The organism is Sulfitobacter indolifex (assembly GCF_022788655.1).
Lineage (GTDB): Bacteria > Pseudomonadota > Alphaproteobacteria > Rhodobacterales > Rhodobacteraceae > Sulfitobacter > Sulfitobacter indolifex.
The window spans coordinates 1,802,547-1,819,415 of sequence record NZ_CP084951.1 but is presented as its reverse complement, the minus strand read 5'-3'; the positions used below and the strand labels follow the sequence as shown (position 1 = coordinate 1,819,415).

General features: G+C 61.2%; 19 protein-coding genes. 12 read left to right on the top strand and 7 right to left on the bottom strand.

Features of this window, described 5'->3' with window-relative positions:
- Positions 1 to 2 precede the first annotated feature (2 nt).
- The gene (locus DSM14862_RS08880; RefSeq protein ID WP_007119922.1) at positions 3 to 1,502 is read right to left on the bottom strand and encodes a CoA-acylating methylmalonate-semialdehyde dehydrogenase; all 1,500 of its coding nucleotides are present in this window, start codon (positions 1,500 to 1,502) and stop codon (positions 3 to 5) included.
- A 124-nt stretch (positions 1,503 to 1,626) separates the two neighbouring features.
- On the opposite strand from DSM14862_RS08880, the gene DSM14862_RS08875 reads away from it, so the two are divergent.
- From DSM14862_RS08875 to coaD, 3 genes are all read left to right on the top strand, one after another.
- Positions 1,627 to 2,547, top strand: a complete 921-nt coding sequence (locus tag DSM14862_RS08875) for a LysR family transcriptional regulator (RefSeq protein WP_040701353.1) — start codon at positions 1,627 to 1,629, stop codon at positions 2,545 to 2,547.
- Between the two features lie 61 nt (positions 2,548 to 2,608).
- Positions 2,609 to 3,043 (top strand): CBS domain-containing protein, encoded by a 435-nt coding sequence (locus DSM14862_RS08870; protein ID WP_007119920.1) that lies wholly within the window; start codon positions 2,609 to 2,611, stop codon positions 3,041 to 3,043.
- A gap of 134 nt (positions 3,044 to 3,177) precedes the next feature.
- Positions 3,178 to 3,675, top strand: a complete 498-nt coding sequence (coaD, locus tag DSM14862_RS08865; protein WP_007119919.1) for a pantetheine-phosphate adenylyltransferase — start codon at positions 3,178 to 3,180, stop codon at positions 3,673 to 3,675.
- A gap of 221 nt (positions 3,676 to 3,896) precedes the next feature.
- On the opposite strand, the gene DSM14862_RS08860 is transcribed toward coaD, so the two are convergent.
- Positions 3,897 to 4,040: a hypothetical protein gene (locus DSM14862_RS08860; RefSeq protein ID WP_007119918.1), complete on the bottom strand. Its 144-nt coding sequence runs from the start codon at positions 4,038 to 4,040 to the stop codon at positions 3,897 to 3,899.
- 58 nt (positions 4,041 to 4,098) lie between these two features.
- Complete coding sequence (gene gap / locus DSM14862_RS08855; protein WP_007119917.1) at positions 4,099 to 5,100, bottom strand: type I glyceraldehyde-3-phosphate dehydrogenase; 1,002 nt, start codon at positions 5,098 to 5,100, stop codon at positions 4,099 to 4,101.
- Between the two features lie 218 nt (positions 5,101 to 5,318).
- Between gap and DSM14862_RS08850 the strand changes: the two genes are divergently transcribed.
- Positions 5,319 to 6,293, top strand: a complete 975-nt coding sequence (locus tag DSM14862_RS08850) for a DUF808 domain-containing protein (protein ID WP_007119916.1) — start codon at positions 5,319 to 5,321, stop codon at positions 6,291 to 6,293.
- 83 nt (positions 6,294 to 6,376) lie between these two features.
- Here DSM14862_RS08850 and tkt read toward each other — a convergent pair whose 3' ends face one another.
- A complete protein-coding gene (gene tkt, locus DSM14862_RS08845; RefSeq protein WP_243254226.1) occupies positions 6,377 to 8,392 on the bottom strand; it encodes a transketolase in 2,016 nt (671 codons plus the stop codon).
- 310 nt (positions 8,393 to 8,702) lie between these two features.
- Here tkt and DSM14862_RS08840 point away from each other — a divergent pair, with 310 nt between their 5' ends.
- From DSM14862_RS08840 to rpiB, 4 genes are all read left to right on the top strand, one after another.
- Positions 8,703 to 9,254, top strand: a complete 552-nt coding sequence (locus tag DSM14862_RS08840) for a hypothetical protein (protein ID WP_007119913.1) — start codon at positions 8,703 to 8,705, stop codon at positions 9,252 to 9,254.
- Complete coding sequence (locus tag DSM14862_RS08835) at positions 9,254 to 9,646, top strand: cell division protein ZapA (protein ID WP_007119912.1); 393 nt, start codon at positions 9,254 to 9,256, stop codon at positions 9,644 to 9,646. The genes DSM14862_RS08840 and DSM14862_RS08835 overlap by 1 nt, the downstream gene beginning before the upstream one ends.
- The gene (locus DSM14862_RS08830; RefSeq protein WP_083804562.1) at positions 9,643 to 9,978 is read left to right on the top strand and encodes an MliC family protein; all 336 of its coding nucleotides are present in this window, start codon (positions 9,643 to 9,645) and stop codon (positions 9,976 to 9,978) included. The genes DSM14862_RS08835 and DSM14862_RS08830 overlap by 4 nt, the downstream gene beginning before the upstream one ends.
- Positions 9,979 to 10,080: 102 nt before the next feature.
- A complete protein-coding gene (rpiB, locus tag DSM14862_RS08825) occupies positions 10,081 to 10,530 on the top strand; it encodes a ribose 5-phosphate isomerase B (RefSeq protein WP_007119910.1) in 450 nt (149 codons plus the stop codon).
- A gap of 211 nt (positions 10,531 to 10,741) precedes the next feature.
- Here the strand turns inward: rpiB and grxD are convergent, their stop codons facing one another.
- Genes grxD through DSM14862_RS08810 form a run of 3 tightly spaced genes read right to left on the bottom strand, consistent with a single transcriptional unit; the run spans position 10,742 to position 11,691 of the window.
- Complete coding sequence (grxD, locus tag DSM14862_RS08820) at positions 10,742 to 11,104, bottom strand: Grx4 family monothiol glutaredoxin (protein ID WP_007119909.1); 363 nt, start codon at positions 11,102 to 11,104, stop codon at positions 10,742 to 10,744.
- Between the two features lies 1 nt (position 11,105).
- Positions 11,106 to 11,450, bottom strand: coding sequence for a hypothetical protein (locus DSM14862_RS08815; protein ID WP_007119908.1), 345 nt, complete (start codon positions 11,448 to 11,450; stop codon positions 11,106 to 11,108).
- A gap of 4 nt (positions 11,451 to 11,454) precedes the next feature.
- Complete coding sequence (locus tag DSM14862_RS08810) at positions 11,455 to 11,691, bottom strand: BolA family protein (RefSeq protein ID WP_007119907.1); 237 nt, start codon at positions 11,689 to 11,691, stop codon at positions 11,455 to 11,457.
- Positions 11,692 to 11,835: 144 nt separating this feature from the next.
- Between DSM14862_RS08810 and DSM14862_RS08805 the strand changes: the two genes are divergently transcribed.
- The 4 genes from DSM14862_RS08805 to DSM14862_RS08790 all read left to right on the top strand — a co-directional run bounded on the left by DSM14862_RS08805 (position 11,836) and on the right by DSM14862_RS08790 (position 16,856).
- Positions 11,836 to 12,795 carry an XdhC family protein gene (locus DSM14862_RS08805; protein ID WP_007119906.1) on the top strand — a complete coding sequence of 320 codons (960 nt, stop codon included), beginning with the start codon at positions 11,836 to 11,838 and terminating at the stop codon, positions 12,793 to 12,795.
- Positions 12,792 to 13,793 (top strand): molybdopterin-binding protein, encoded by a 1,002-nt coding sequence (locus tag DSM14862_RS08800; protein WP_007119905.1) that lies wholly within the window; start codon positions 12,792 to 12,794, stop codon positions 13,791 to 13,793. The genes DSM14862_RS08805 and DSM14862_RS08800 overlap by 4 nt, the downstream gene beginning before the upstream one ends.
- 86 nt (positions 13,794 to 13,879) lie before the next feature.
- On the top strand, positions 13,880 to 14,365 hold the full coding sequence (locus DSM14862_RS08795; protein ID WP_007119904.1) for a (2Fe-2S)-binding protein: 486 nt from the start codon (positions 13,880 to 13,882) through the stop codon (positions 14,363 to 14,365).
- Between the two features lie 115 nt (positions 14,366 to 14,480).
- Positions 14,481 to 16,856, top strand: coding sequence for a xanthine dehydrogenase family protein molybdopterin-binding subunit (locus tag DSM14862_RS08790; RefSeq protein WP_007119903.1), 2,376 nt, complete (start codon positions 14,481 to 14,483; stop codon positions 16,854 to 16,856).
- Positions 16,857 to 16,869 lie beyond the last annotated feature (13 nt).

Here is a 16,869-nt window from a genome sequence, read left to right as displayed (position 1 = left end):
GATCACTCCATCACGGGGATGGAGAACTCGCCACCCTCTTTGATGCCCGAGGGCCAACGGGCCGTCACGGTTTTGGTGCGGGTGTAGAACTTGAACGCATCCGGGCCGTGCTGGTTCAAATCGCCAAAGACAGATTTCTTCCAGCCGCCAAAGGTGTGATAGGCCAGCGGCACCGGGATCGGCACGTTGATGCCGACCATGCCGACGTTGATCCGGTTGGCAAAGTCACGCGCCGCGTCACCGTCACGGGTGTAGATCGCGGTGCCGTTGCCATACTCGTGGTCCATCGCAAGGCCGATCGCCTCTTCGTAGGTCTGGGCACGCACACAGGTCAGCACGGGGCCAAAGATTTCCTGCTTGTAGATGTCCATGTCTATGGTGGCGCGGTCAAACAGGTGCGGGCCGACGAAATAGCCGTTCTCATAGCCCTGCAGTTTGAAGTCACGCCCATCGACGACCAGTTCAGCACCCTGATCGATGCCGGTCTGAACCAGACGCTCGATATTGGCCTTGGCGGCAGCGGTCACGACGGGGCCGTAATCCACGTCATTGCCGGAGGTGTAGGGGCCGACCTTCAGGCTCTCGATGCGCGGCACCAGCTTTTCGATCAGACGGTCGGCAGTATCATCACCCACCGGCACAGCCACGGAGATCGCCATGCAGCGTTCGCCAGCAGCACCGTAGCCCGCACCGATCAGCGCGTCGGCGGCTTGGTCCATGTCCGCGTCGGGCATGATGATCATGTGGTTCTTGGCGCCACCGAAACACTGCACGCGCTTGCCGTTGGCACAGCCGGTTGCATAGATGTATTCGGCAATCGGGGTCGAGCCAACGAAGCCCACCGACTGGATCACATCGTGGTGCAGGATCGCGTCGACGGCTTCTTTGTCGCCGTTCACAACCTGAAGAATGCCCTTGGGCAGACCGGCTTCTTCCAGCAGTTCGGCCAGCATCAGCGGCACGGAAGGGTCACGCTCGGACGGCTTCAGGATAAAGGCGTTACCGCAGGCGATGGCAGGCGCAAACATCCACATCGGGATCATGGCGGGGAAGTTGAAGGGCGTGATGCCTGCCGTCACACCAAGCGCTTGGCGCATGGAGTACATGTCGATGCCGGGGCCCGCGCTGTCGGTGAAATCACCTTTCAGCAGTTCCGGTGCGCCGATGCAGTATTCCACCACTTCAAGGCCACGCTGCACGTCACCGGCGGCGTCGGGCAGGGTCTTGCCGTGCTCGCGGCTCAGCGCCTCGGCCAGCTTGTCCATGTCACGGTTCAGCAGGGCGACGAATTTCATCAGCACGCGGGCGCGGCGCTGCGGGTTGGTCGCGGCCCATTTGGGCTGGGCGGCAGCGGCGTATTCGACGGCTTTGTTCATCTCTTCGGCATTGGCAAGCGGCACTTTCGCCTGCACTTCGCCAGTGGCGGGGTTCATCACATCGGCAAAGCGCCCGGAGGTGCCTTTGACGTGTTCGCCGTTCAGGTAATGGGTCATCTCTTGCATGATCGGTCTCCTTATATGGTTGGCGGCACGATAGCCTTGCAAAAAGCAATGGAACAGAGGAAGGATGGCAAAACCGTCTTGCATTTTTGCAAGACGCTGGCAGAAGCTTGGCGCGGAGGGCGGCATGGAACAGAATTGGGATGACCTACGACTGTTCCTTGCTGTGGCGCGGGAAGAGAGCCTTTCCGGGGCAGGGAAGCTGCTGCGGCTCGACCCCGCAACACTGGGCCGTCGAATGGCGCGGCTCGAGAAGTCATTGCAGACGGTTCTCTTTGTCAAATCCCCGCAGGGCTATGCGCTGACGGAAGCGGGCAGCGATCTGATGCAACGGGCAGAGCGGGCAGAACAAGCAATGCGCGCGGCGACGGCCGGGGTGCCGGTTCAGAGTGACCAATTGACCGGCCAGATCCGTGTGGGCGCGCCGGATGGGGCGGCAAACTATCTGCTGCCGCAAGTCTGTGCCGCGATTGCTGCGGAAAATCCCGATCTTGACGTGCAGATCATCGCGCTGCCGCGCGTGTTCAACCTATCGCGCCGCGAGGCGGATATGGCGATTGGGGTAAGCGCGCCAACGGCGGGGCGGCTGGTGGTGCAGAAAGTCACAGACTACCACCTGCATCTTGCAGCCGCCGAAAGCTATCTGGCGCAGCACCCTGAGGTCACCTCTGTGACTGACCTGCAAGGGCACCGGATGGTCGGCTATATCCCCGATATGATCTTTGACCGCGAGTTGGATTACCTTGCGGATCTTGGCGTTAGTCGGGTGGCGCTGGCATCAAATTCGGTTTCGGTCCAAGTGCGGATGATCCAGCAGGGCGGTGGCATCGGCGTAGCGCATGATTTCTCTCTGGCAGCCACGCAAGGTGTGCGGCGGATCCTTACGGATGCTGTTAGCCTCAAACGCGCTTTCTATCTCATTCGCCATGCCGATGATCGGCGCAATGCCCGACTGGCGGCATTTGCTGAGGCATTGGCAGCGGGACTGCGCGCCGAAACCGCGCGGCTAGAGGCGGCAACGGCAGACAAGAGCGCGCTAAAAGCTTGACAGAAAAGGGTTTCGCGGTGACGCTGGAATTCTCTTTGCCGCGCACCGAAGGAGACGCCAGATGCTTGTATCGCAAATTCTCAAGACCAAACCGGACGATAAGGTGGTTACGACCAAACCCGGACTAGCGATTTCCGAGGCGGCAGCAATGCTTGCCGAAAAGCGCATCGGGACGTTGGTGATCTCTGCCGATGGCAAGACGCCGGATGGGATATTGTCCGAGCGCGACATCGTGCGCGAGCTGGGCCGCCAAGGGGCCGGGTGCCTGCAACAAACGGTCGAGAGCATTATGACGACCAAACTGGTCACTTGCAGCCGCGATGATCGCTCTGACGCGATCTTGCAAAAGATGACCGACGGACGTTTTCGCCACATGCCCGTTTTGGAGAACGGTGAACTGGTCGGGCTGATCTCTCTAGGCGATGTGGTGAAGGCACAGTTGATGGAACTGTCGATGGAGAAACAAGCCCTTGAGGGTATGATCATGGGCCATTGATTTGGCTCAGCTTGTTTTCCTATTGTACTGCCTTGTCAGGTGACTGCAGGGCAGTGCTACCGCTAACCGACTTGCGCTTGGTGCGGTGAAATGGTTGGCTGTGCCGCAACATAGCAGACACCCAGGACAGTTACATGCGCATAGCCCTCTACCCCGGTACGTTCGACCCGATCACACTGGGGCATATCGACATTATTCGCCGCGCTGCGCGCATGGTCGACCGGCTTGTGATCGGTGTGGCGATCAACCGTGATAAAGGGCCGTTGTTTAGCCTCGAAGAACGCGTTGCACTGATTGAAGCGGAATGTGTGCAATTGGCGAAAGAAACCGGTGTCGAAATCATCGTGCATCCGTTCGAGAATCTGCTGATCGACTGCGCCCGTGATGTGGGCGCGCAGACGATTGTCCGCGGTCTGCGCGCGGTGTCAGATTTTGAATATGAGTTCCAGATGGTCGGGATGAACCGCCAGTTGGACGATACGATCGAAACCGTCTTCCTTATGGCCGAAGCCACACATCAAGCCATCGCCAGCAAGCTGGTAAAAGAAATCGCTCGGCTGGATGGGGATGTGAGCAAGTTTGTCACCCCAGCAGTGAACGAAGTGCTGATTAAACGGTTCGCGCAGAGGTAGTTTCTGGACTGGCGAGCGGGGCGGTTGTGGCTATGGTCTGCACGGTATTTTTAAAAGGATGAATGGGAGGTTCAGCGCCGCGCCTACTAGGGGGCGTGGTGCTGGATCGCCTTGAGGTCGGCCGCGGCGGGTGTAAGGTTTGAGGCGCAAAAGACGTGTCGTAGTGAATAACGCTTCGGCAGTAGGGGGCGACATCAGACCATGCGCGGGCCGTGCCTACGTTACCGCCAGAACGCGATCCATTCGATTAATTCGAAAAGCTTTTTCCCGAGAAAGATCATGTGATCCGCGCCGTATGAATAGGCGTCAATCAGCATCGCCCCGGCGATGACGAGGGCCAGCACAATGGCGATGGAATTGGTCATGGCGCGGCTCCGGGCGGGGTTGGCCTGATATTACAGGCCAACCCGCGCCGTGCAAGCTTTAGCCCAGTTTGCCCATGGCCACGGCAACATCGGCCATGCGCACCGAGAAAGCCCATTCGTTGTCGTACCACCCCAAGACGCGCACCGTGCGGCCTGCGACGACGATGGTTTGATCGGGGGCGAAGATGCAGCTTTCTTCGGTGTGGTTGAAGTCGATAGAGACCTTTTGCTCTGGGTCATAGGCCAGCACGCGTTTCATCGGACCTTCTGCTGCGGCGCGGGCGGCGGCGTTGATCTCTTCGACCGTGACGTCGCGGCTGGCTTGGAAGGTCAGGTCTACGGCGCTGACGTTTGGCGTGGGCACGCGCATGGCGGTGCCGTCGAGCTTGCCTTTGAGTGCTGGCAGCACTTCGCCCAAAGCTTTGGCGGCACCGGTCGACGTGGGGATCAGGGCCATGGCAGCAGCCCGCGCGCGGTAGAGGTCATCGTGGCGGCGGTCGAGCGTCGGTTGGTCGCCGGTGTAGCTGTGGATCGTCGTCATCAGCCCGCTTTCGATGCCCACGGCGTCATGCATGACTTTGGCCAGCGGCGCGAGGCAGTTGGTGGTGCAAGACCCGTTTGAGATCATCCGGTCAGAGGCGGTCAGTTGGTCGTCATTCACGCCGTAGACGATTGTTTTATCGACGTTTTTGCCTGGGGCGGAGAGCAGAACGCGTTTGGCGCCATTCTTGAGGTGGACGTTGGCCTTGTTGCCGTCGTTGAATTTGCCGGTGCATTCCAAGACCACGTCGCAGCCGGACCAGTCAAGCTCTTCGAGGTTATAGCTCGACATCATTTCGATGTCGTTTTGACCAAGGTTCATATAGCCGCCGTCGATGTTCACGTCGCCCGGAAAACGGCCATGGACGGAATCGTATTTGATCAGATGCGCGGCGGTGCTGAGCGGGCCGGTGGCGTTAACCTTGATCACTTCGATGTCGTCACGCCCCGAGGCCGCGATATGGCTGAGGGTGCAGCGGCCAATACGGCCAAATCCGTTGATGCCAACTTTGATGGTCATGGTCCATTCCTTGTCATGGGCCGCGCGATTGGGGGCCGTATGTCGGGGTTGCGGGCTCTATATCTGGGGTAGGCCGTCAGGGGAAAGGGGCAAAGCCAAATGATTTCCAGATGTTAGCGTTAAACTTGCATGTTAGCGGTAAAGGTCGCGGCAGCTTCGGGCTTGCCAGATGGGCCGTGCATGCTACTTCGGGTGCAACACGCAAAAAGGGGCACGGAATGAGCGGTTTACTGGCACTTGTGGATGACGTGGCGGCCATCGCCAAGGTTGCGGCGGCGAGCGTGGATGACGTGATCGGGCAGGCGGCCAAGGCGGGCTCGAAGGCGGCGGGCGCGGTGATTGATGACGCGGCGGTGACGCCAAAGTATCTGCATGGGTTCAAGGCCGAGCGTGAATTGCCAGTGATCTGGCGGATCACCAAAGGGTCGTTGCGCAACAAATTGGTGTATCTTTTGCCCGTCGGTCTGCTTTTGGCCAATTTTGCGCCTTGGGCCATTTCACCGTTGTTGATGCTGGGCGGGGCTTATCTGTGTTTCGAAGGGGCTGAGAAGGTCGCTCATGCGCTTGGATGGGGGCATGGCCATGAAGATTACCCCGACAAGGAAAAGGTCATCGAAGACCCCGCGCATCTGGAAGAACAGAAAGCGGCTGGGGCGATCAAGACTGACTTTATCCTTTCCGCAGAGATCATGACCATCGCACTGTCGGCAATCCCGGAAAGCAATTTCTGGATGGAGGCCGCAACGCTGGCGGCGGTGGCGGTGATGATCACGGTCGCGGTCTATGGCGCGGTGGCATTGATTGTCAAAATGGATGACCTGGGGTTGGTGATGGCAAACAAAGGCCGCTTTGCCCTGACGCGGACGTTGGGGCGCGGCTTGGTGCGCGCGATGCCGGGCTTTCTGAAGCTGCTGACGATTGTCGGCACCGCTGCAATGCTCTGGGTCGGCGGGTCGATCATCATTCACGGGCTTGAGCAAATGGGCTTTGCTGGGCCTTACAACTGGATCCACGACATTGCTGTAACGGTGGGCCATGCGGTTCCGGCCCAGATCGAAGGGGCGGTTGAGTGGACCACCACGGCTGCCATCGACGGTGTCTTTGGTCTGGCGCTTGGCTTGCTGCTGATCCCGGTGGGGGAAAAGATCATCACGCCGATCTGGCGCAAGGTCTTTCATAAGGCCGCTGTGTAAAACGCGGCCTTGGTGATGGGACAATAGAAAAGGGGCGACGGATGAACCGTCGCCCCTTTTTGCTGTGCCATGTGATCTTTGGATCAAAGCAGGGCTTTGGCTTTCTGAGCGACATTCTCGGCGGTGAAGCCGAAACGCTCGAACAGCTCTTCTGCCGGGGCGGAGGCGCCGAAGCGGTCCATGCCGACGAAATCTGCTTTGCCGTATTTGCCGCGCTCGCCGAAGAGCCACTGATCCCAGCCCTGACGCACGCCTGCTTCGACGCCAACACGCACGGCACCACCGGGCAGCACGCGCTTGCGGTAGGCTTCATCCTGCGCGGCGAAAAGCTCCATACAAGGCATGGAGACCACGCGTGTGCCAATGCCTTCGGCTTGCAGCAGATCACGTGCGGCCAGTGCCACATGCACTTCGGAGCCGGTGGCGATCAGGATCACCTGACGCTTGCCCTCGGCATCGGCCAAGACATAAGCGCCTTTTTCGGTGAGGTTGTTGTTCTTGTGCTCAAGGCGCACGGTCGGCAGGCCCTGACGGGTCAGGGACAGGACTGACGGTGTGGTCTTGGAAGTAAAGGCGATTTCCCACGCTTCTGCCGTTTCCACCGCGTCGGCGGGGCGGAAGACATAGGTGTTGGGCGTGCTGCGCGAAATGGCCAGATGCTCGACCGGCTGGTGGGTCGGGCCGTCTTCGCCCAAACCAATGCTGTCGTGCGTCATGACAAAGGCGGTGGGGACCTGCATCAGCGCCGCCAAACGCATCGAAGGACGCGCATAGTCGGTGAAGCACATGAAGGTGCCGCCGTAGGGGCGAATGCCGCCGTGCAGTGCCATGCCGTTCATCGCCGCTGCCATGCCATGCTCACGGATACCCCAGTAGACATAGCGCCCACCACGGTTGTCCACGTCGAAGACGCCCAGATCAGAGGTCTTGGTGTTGTTCGAGCCGGTGAGGTCCGCCGAGCCGCCGACAGTCTCGGGCAGGATCGGGTTCAGCACTTCGAGAGCTTTCTCGCTCGCGGCACGGGTTGCAATCTTGGGCGCGGTTTCAGAGACCTGCTTTTTGAACGCCTTGATGGTGGCGCTCATCTTTTTGGGCGCGTCCAGTGCCAAGGCGCGGTTGAAGGTCTCGCGCTTGGCGCGGGGCATCTGGTCGAAACGCTCTTCCCACGCGCGGCGGACGTCGGCGCCGCGTTTGCCGATCTCTTCCCATGCGGATTTTACATCAGCGGGGACTTCGAAGGGGCCGGTTGTCCAGCCGTAAGCCTTTTTGGCCTCGGCCATCTGGTCGGCATCTGTCAACGCGCCGTGGCCTTTGGACGTGTCCTGCGCGGCGTGGCCCAAAGCGATATGGGTCTTGCAGGCGATCATCGTCGGCAGGTCAGAGGCTTTTGCCTCGGTCAGGGCCGCGTCGATCTCATCCGGGTTGTGGCCGTCGATCTCGATCACATGCCACTTCGCTGCTTTAAAACGCGCGACCTGATCAGTGTTGTCCGACAGGGACACAGGGCCATCGATGGTGATGTTGTTGTTGTCCCACATGACGATCAGCTTGCTGAGCTTATGACGGCCCGCCAGCGTGATCGCCTCTTGGCTTACGCCTTCCATCAAACAGCCGTCGCCGGCGATGACATAGGTGTGGTGATCCACGACCTTTGCCCCGTATTGCGCGCGCAGCATTTCTTCGGCCATAGCGAAACCGACCGAATTGGCGATGCCCTGACCCAGCGGACCGGTGGTGGTCTCAATGGCGTCAGCAAGGAAGTTTTCCGGGTGACCGGCCGTGCGTGCGCCCATCTGGCGGAAGTTTTTCAGCTCTTCGATGGGGAACTGCTCATAGCCCGTCAGGTGCAACAGAGAGTAGATCAGCATGGAGCCGTGGCCCGCTGAGAGGATGAACCGGTCGCGGTCAGGCCAAAGCGGGTTCGCCGCGTCAAACTTCAGGTGCTTTTCAAAGAGCACGGTGGCCACATCGGCCATGCCCATTGGCATGCCAGAGTGGCCAGAATTGGCGGCGGCGACGGCATCGAGGGTCAGCGCGCGAATGGCGGTGGCCTTGGACCAGTGATCGGGGTTTGCGCGTGCGAGGGCTGTCAGATCCACGGGGCGTTCCTTTGCGGCTGTGGCAGATTGGGCCTGTGCATACCAGCGATCGGGCAAAGTTCAAGCACAACCGGGCAGGATAGGGTGCGCTGGCCGCGGTCCGGGGTGAACTCTGCGGTCCAAGTCGCTGAAACGAAAGGGGGGCGCAATTGGTTCGGTCTTTGGCTAGGATCGCGGAAACCGGCTTATCACGGCGATTCGGGTGCGTGACATTGCGCAAGACGCGCGCTATCTGCCCAGAACGGCAGGAAACAACGGGCATGGCAGGCAAATAATGCAGCCCTCAGAGCAGGACGAACAAGGAGACTTCATGCGGATGAGTGAACTCGAAGAATATCAACGCCGCATCACGGCCGCGATGGACCGGATGGCGAAGGGGCTGGATCAGCTCAGCACAGCCCCGGCTGAGCCGGATGAGGATATCGTACAGGCGCTGGAAGACGAGCGGCAGGCCAATGCGCAGCTGACCGAACAGATGCAGGGTTTGAAGGAAAGCCACCAAAACGATCTTGTTAATCTGCGCGAGCAGATGGATTTCAACGACGATCGGATGACCCAGCTTGATATGGACGTGCAGCGTCTGCGGCAGGCGAACGAGCAGCTTTCCGCAGCCTGTGAACAGCTCCGTATGGCCAATGCTGAAGGGCTGGCCGACCCTAAGTTGATCGACACCGCCGTGATTGCCGAGCTGGAAAGCCTGCGCGCCACCCGCGCCATTGAGATGGCCGAGATTGACGCTGTGCTGACCGCGCTGGCGCCTCTGGTTGAAGAGGGCGAGCCCGAATACGACGCGCAGGCTGATGAGCAGGGTGCCGAGGATGACCGCGCCGAAGATGAACCCAAGTCAGGAGGGGCCGACTGATGCCCGAAATACGGATCAACATTGGCGGCCGCCAGTTCGAGGTCGCCTGTCAGGAAGGTGAAGAAAGCTATCTGCACGCCGCCGCCAAAATGCTGGACGATGAAGCCCGCGTTTTGAGTGATCAGGTGGGCCGCATGCCCGAGGCGCGGATGCTGCTTATGGCCGGTCTGCTCTTGGCCGATAAAACCGCCAGCGTTGAAGACCGCATCGCTGAGGTGCGCGCCGAATTGGCCGAACGCGAGGCTGAGTTGACCAGCCTGCGCAACACCAAGATCGAGCCGGAGCGCATCGAAGTGCCCGTCGTGCCGCAGGGTGTCAAAGACACGCTGGCCGAAATCGCCGCCCGCGCCGAAGCGCTGGCCGCGGAGATCGAAGAGAAAACTGGCAAATGAGCAGGATGATCAGGGCTGCGATTTGCGCGCTGCTCTGGGCCGCGCCTGTCGGTGCTGAGACCCTCGCGGTTACCTATCTTTGTGACCGTGGGGTGTCGGTGCCGGTGGTCTATGTCCCGGTTGCCGAACCCTCTGTCGCGGTGATCTATGTCGAAGGGCGGCTCATCCATTTGCAGAACATGCCCGCCGCTTCCGGCGCACGATACGGCTGGCCGTCGGATGGATCATCCTATGAGTGGTGGGAACATCAGGGCCGCGCGCATTTGAGCTGGAAAGATGGCGCCAGCGACGAGGTGACACCGATCTACAAGGACTGCGTGCCGCAGGATTGACCAAGCGCGGGATTGCGGCGCGCGCTGCGATATGCTCTGGGGGGCGCGAAAAGCGCCCCTTCGGCGCTGCCCTTTTCGATCTAGCAATCAGGATGCCTTTCCATGACCGCAAAACCCCGCATCATCATCTCAAGCGACCACGCCGACATTGCCCTGCGCCAAGACATCGCGCGCCATGTGGCCGACCGCGGCTATGAGGTCGAAGACATCGGCCCGACAACGGCAGAGAGCACCGATTACCCCAAACACGGCGAAGCCGCCGCGCGGCGCATCGCGGCAGGGGAATTCGACCTTGGGATTCTGATCTGCGGCACAGGGCAGGGCATCATGATGGCCGCCAATAAGGTCAAAGGCATCCGCTGCGGTGTCTGCGCCGATACATTCTCGGCCAAGATGATCCGGGCGCATAACGACGCGAACATGCTGTCGATGGGCGCGCGGGTGATCGGGGGCGGGTTGGCGCTTGAGATCGTGGATGCGTTTCTCGACACTGAATTCGAAGGCGGGCGTCATGGCCGTCGTGTCGATATGATCACCGCGATTGAAGACTGAGAGCGGCACCGCCGGGACGCGCCCAAGCTGGGGGCGTTCGGGACGGTCTCTTTGGTTGCATCGGCGCTGCAAACGCTAAGCCGGTTTAGCCCCGAGATGTCACAACCTCGCCCTTCGACGCTGCTGGGCTGTGGGGGTGCTGACGTACCCATAAAAACACCCCGGAGGGCTAAGCCGCTCCGGGGTGTTGTTCGTTTCGCAGGTCGTCGCTTCAGCCGTTGGCTTCGCGAATCTTCTCCGCCGCGTCCTTATCAAAGGTCACGCCGTTCTCAGCAAAGAGCGTGTCCAACTCGCCCGAGAGCGTCATCTCAGTGATGATGTCGCAACCGCCGACGAACTCGCCCTTGACGTAAAGCTGCGGGATGGTCGGCCAGTCAGAGAATTCTTTGATGCCCTGACGCAGGCCTTCGTCGGCCAGCACGTTCACATCGGCAAAGTTTACGCCCATGTAGTTCAGCACCCCGGCCACGCGGCTGGAGAAACCGCACTGCGGCATTTCCTTGGTGCCTTTCATAAACAGAACCACGTCATTCTTGGTGATCTGTTCTTTGATTTGGTTGGCGGCGTCGCTCATGTCATTTGTCCTTCACATCTGATTTCTTGAACGCAGCGTGATAGCGCCGCGCATAGGTTTCATCGTCGGCCCAGGGCTTTACGTCCAACTCGGCCCCGCCGAGAAAGAACCCGCCCCGTTTCTTGGTCCAATTCGTCTGCCCACGCTCTAGGCTCTCATTGCGCCGGGCGGTGCTGGCCACGGCATCCAAATCCAGTGCCTCCATCCCCAGCGGCACCTTGCCGGTCTCAGGGCGCGGAGGCTGGCGTTGCGAGAGCGGCACATGCCGCCCGCGCCGCGCGCGGTGCTGGGCAAAGGCGGTGGCGGCGATCCCGCCCAGAACTACCGCTGCGGCCCAGCCCCACACCCGTTTAGTCCGGTGTACGCGTGGTCAGCGCCAACGCGTGCAAATCGCCGTTTGAGCCGTCCATCTTGCCCTTAAGGGCCGCATAGACGGCGCGCTGTTGCTGCACACGGTTCATGCCACGAAAACTTTCGTCGATGACCATGGCCGCCATATGCACGCCGTCATTGCCTTCGACGGTGATCTTGGCATCCGGAAAGGAAGCGCGGATCAGGTCTTCAATTTCGCTGGCTTGCATGGGCATGGGGGTGGCTCCGAGTATTGTGATATCTTGGGCTAGATGTAGTGCCGCACAGCGCTGCGTGCAAGGCGAAGGCTTGTGCCGTTCTCGCATTGACCTTTGGCCGCGAAGCAACACACTCTGCCCCCCGATAGGAAAGGAAACCAGATGGACCGGATCCCCGAACAAGCGCTCGATTGGGCCGAGGCCGGACAGCCCGTGGCGCTGGCCACGGTGGTGGAGACATGGGGCTCTGCCCCGCGCCGCGCGGGTGCGCAGCTGGTGGTGGCGGGCGATGGCACGATGATGGGCTCGGTCTCGGGCGGCTGTGTCGAGGGCGCAGTGGTGGTCGAGGCGCTGGAGGCGATTGAGGACGGGCGCACGCGGCTTTTGGAATACGGCGTCAGCGACGGCGATGCCTTTGCCGTTGGTCTGGCCTGCGGTGGCACGATCAAAGTGCTGGTGGAGCCGGTCGGGCCTGAGGCGTTGCCCCTTGAGATGTTGCGCGACTTGGTCGCGAAACGCGCAAGCCGGCAGGCCGTGGCCTATGAGGTCGCGCTTGACGGCAGCACCCGGCAGCTGATCCAGGACCGGCACTCAGACCGCCTTCGCCGAGATCGCTCGGGCGTGGACGAGGAGACCGGGCGTTTCATTGCCATCCACAACCCGCCGCTGCGGCTGGTGATCGTCGGCGCGGTGCATATCGCGCAGCATCTGGTGCATATGGCGGGGGAAGCTGGGTTTGATCCGATTGTCGTCGATCCTCGCGAAGCTTTTGGCTCGCCCGCGCGCTTTCCCGATTGTGACCTTATGAACGACTGGCCCGATGCCGCGCTGCACGAAATCGGCCTCGACGCCCGCTCTGCCGTTGTTTTGCTGACCCATGACCCCAAGCTCGACGATCCGGCGCTGCATGTGGCGCTTGAGTCTGAGGCGTTCTACATCGGCGCGCTCGGATCGACCCGAACACAGGCCAGCCGCCTTGCGCGGTTGGAAGAGGCAGGTGTGGCCCCGGATCAGGCCGCGCGCATTCACGGGCCGGTCGGTCTCGACATTGGTGCTGCCAGCCCCGCCGAGATCGCTGTGTCGATCCTCGCCCAAATGATCCAAAGCCTGCGCCGCCCATGAGGTTCGGCCCGGTCCCATTGAGCGATGCGCTTGGCGCGACGCTGGCGCATTCCGTGGCCGTTGCAAAGGGGCGTCTGCGCAAGGGGCGGGTGTTGGAGCAGTCCGATATCGACGCGCTTTTGGCTGCTGGCATCGAAGAGGTAATCGTCGCCCGGCTCGACCCCGGCGACATTGACGAAAACACCGGTGCTGCCAGATTGGCCCAAGCGCTCTGTGGGCCGGGTCTTCACATGTCGAAACCCTTCACCGGGCGGGTAAACCTGCTTTCCGATGGGCCGGGCGTGGTGGTGATGGACCGTGCGGCGCTTGAGGCGATCAATGCAGTGCATCCGATGATCACGCTGGCCACGGTGCCGCCCCATCAACAGATGGGTGAGAACGGCATGGTGGCGACCATCAAAATCATCTCATATGCCGTGCCTGCCGAGGCGGTAGAGACCGCCTGTGTGGCTGCGGGAGAGGGCGCGCTGCGCCTTGCGCCACCCGTCCTGCGCGATGCGACGCTCATCATCACCGATGTTCCCGGCGGCGCCGGAGACAAGGGCCGCGCAGCGGTGGAAGGGCGGCTGAAAGCGCTGAACGTGGAATTGAAAGATGTCACCACGGTCCCCCATCGCAGCGCCCCTTTGGTCGAGGCGATTGCCGCGGCACAGACCGATCTGATCCTCATTCTCACCGCCTCGGCCACCTCTGACATCAATGACATCGCCCCGTCCGCCTTGCGCCAAGCGGGCGGCGAAGTGACGCGGTTTGGCATGCCGGTGGACCCCGGCAACCTGCTCTTTCTCGGCCATCTGGGCACCCGTGCCGTCATCGGCCTGCCGGGCTGCGCCCGCTCGCCTGCGCTTAATGGTGCGGATTGGGTGCTGTCGCGGCTGGTTTGCGGCATTCCGGTCACCAGCGCGGATATCGCGGGCATGGGGGTGGGCGGATTGCTCAAGGAAATCCCAACCCGTCCGCAGCCCCGAAACCCCGGCAAAAGCGCAGGCGGCGGCTGAGAAAAAAACCTCTGAAAATATGTGTTCTCAACTAGAGCTTGTCGTGCTTAACTGCCTCTAACAAGCGTCAGACTGGGAGGAAGAACATGACACAGGTCAAGATGACCGTGAACGGCAAACCCGCGTCGGGGGAGGTCGAAGGCCGCACGCTGCTGGTGCATTTCCTACGCGATGATCTGGAACTCACCGGCACCCATGTGGGCTGCGATACCAGCCAATGCGGGGCCTGTGTGGTTCATGTGAATGGGAATGCGGTCAAGGCCTGCACCATGTTCGCGATTGAGGCTGACGGCGCCGAGGTTGACACCATCGAAGGGCAGGCGGCCCCGGATGGCACGCTCAACACCATCCAGCAGGCGTTTCAGGATCACCACGGGCTGCAATGCGGATTTTGCACGCCGGGCATGGTGATGTCGGCGGCGGCTCTGCTCAAGGACAACCCCAAACCGAGCGAGGCCGAGGTGCGCCATTACCTTGACGGCAACATCTGCCGCTGCACCGGTTATCACAACATCGTCAAAGCGATCATGGCCGCCAGTGGTCAGGACGTCAGCGCGCTGGCGGCAGAGTAAACCCAAGCACAGCGTCACGCAGAGCAGACCGGTGATGGCGGAGGGAGGACCACCTGAACCGGGCGCCGCGTGACAGATCAGGTGCATCCGCACCGCCACCAAACGGGAGGACATTATGCCTAAGGATCTTGAACCGACGCGGGGAATTGGCGCCAGCAGCAAACGACGGGAGGACATTCGCTTTCTCACCGGATCGGGGCGCTACACGGATGATATTAACCTGCGCCGCCAGACCCATGTGTTTTTCCTGCGCTCGGACGTGGCGCATGGGCGGCTGACCGGGGTCGATACCTCTGCCGCCGAAGACATGCCCGGCGTGCTGAAGATTTTCACGGGCGCGGATTTTGCCGAAATCGGCGGCATGCCCTGCGGCTGGCAGATCACCGACAAACACGGCCAACCGATGCAAGAGCCGAAACACCCGGTTTTAGCCCACGAAAAGGTCCGCCATGTGGGCGAACCCATCGCCGCCGTGGTGGCGGAAACCTTGGCACAGGCGCGCGACGCCGCTGAGGCGATCGTCGTCGATATCGATGAGTTGCCCGCCGTGGTGAACATGAAAGACGCGGTCAAAGACGATGCGCCCAAGGTGCATGACGATCTGACTAGCAACCTGTGCTATGACTGGGGCTTTGTTGAGGAAAACAAAGACGCGGTGAACAAGGCCTTTGAGGAGGCCCACCATGTCACCACGCTGGAACTGGTCAACAACCGCCTTGTCGCCAACCCGATGGAGCCGCGCGTGGCGATCGGCGAGTACGACCGCTCGGCTGGGGATTATACGCTCTATACCACCAGCCAAAACCCGCATGTGATCCGTCTGTTGATGGGCGCGTTCGTTCTGGGCATCCCCGAGCATAAGCTGCGCGTCGTGGCCCCCGATGTGGGCGGCGGCTTTGGCACCAAGATTTTCCATTATCAGGAAGAAGCCTTCTGCACCTTCGCAGCCAAGGCGGTGGGGCGGCCGGTTAAATGGACCTCCAGCCGGTCTGAGGCTTTCATGTCGGATGCCCATGGCCGGGATCATGTGACCAAGATCGAATTGGCGCTGGATGCCGAGAATAACTTCACCGCGCTGCGCACTGATACCTATGCGAACATGGGGGCCTATCTATCGACCTTCGCGCCCTCGGTGCCGACGTGGCTGCACGGCACACTGATGGCCGGGAACTACAAAACACCGCTGATCTATGTGAATGTTAAGGCAGTCTTTACCAATACCGTGCCAGTAGACGCCTACCGCGGTGCCGGGCGGCCCGAGGCGACCTATCAATTGGAGCGTTTGATCGACAAAGCCGCGCATGAGCTGAAGGTCGACCCGATCAACCTGCGCCGCCAAAACTTCGTGACGGAGTTTCCCTACGCCACCCCGGTGGCGGTGGAATATGACACGGGCGACTACAACGCCACGATGGACAAGCTCGAAGAGATCGCTGACCACGCGGGCTTTGAGGCGCGGCGCCGCGAGAGTGAAGCGAAAGGCAAGCTGCGCGGTTTCGGCGTGAACTGCTATATTGAGGCATGCGGCATCGCGCCGTCGAACCTCGTCGGGCAACTCGGCGCACGCGCGGGACTCTACGAGAGCGCCACGGTGCGGGTCAACGCGACCGGCGGCTTGGTTGTGATGACCGGCAGCCACAGCCACGGGCAGGGGCATGAGACGTCTTTCGCCCAAGTGGTCGCGGATATGATCGGCATTGACGAGAACATGGTCGAGATCGTCCATGGCGACACGGCGCGCACGCCGATGGGAATGGGCACCTATGGTTCCCGCTCGCTGGCCGTGGGCGGCAGCGCGATGGTTCGGGCGACGGAAAAGATCATCGCCAAGGCCAAAAAGATCGCAAGCCACCTGCTTGAAGCCTCGGAAGGGGATATTGAGTTGAAGGATGGCGCGTTCAGCGTGGCAGGCACCGACAAATCCGTGGCTTGGGGCGATGTGACGCTGGCGGCCTATGTGCCACACAACTACCCGCTGGAGGAGATCGAACCGGGGCTGGAGGAGACGGCCTTCTACGATCCGTCGAACTTCACCTATCCCGCAGGCGCCTATGCTTGCGAGGTCGAGCTTGATCCAGAAACCGGGCATGTCACGGTCGAGCGGTTCACCGCAGCCGACGACTTTGGCAACGTCGTGAACCCGATGATCGTGACGGGCCAAGTGCATGGAGGCTTGGCACAGGGCATCGGCCAGGCACTGCTGGAAAACTGCACCTACGACGAAGACGGCCAATTGCTAAGCGCGTCTTACATGGATTACGCCATGCCCCGCGCCAGCGATCTGCCGTTCTATGACGTGGATCACTCCTGCCAGACGCCCTGCACCCACAACCCCTTGGGCGTGAAGGGCTGCGGGGAGGCAGGGGCGATTGGCTCGCCGCCTGCTGTGGTCAACGCGGTGCTCGACGCCATGCGCTCGGGCGGGAAGGACATTGGCCATATCGACATGCCGGTCAGCCCCGCGCGGGTTTGGGAGGCGATGAATGGCTGAGCGCTTCGGCCTG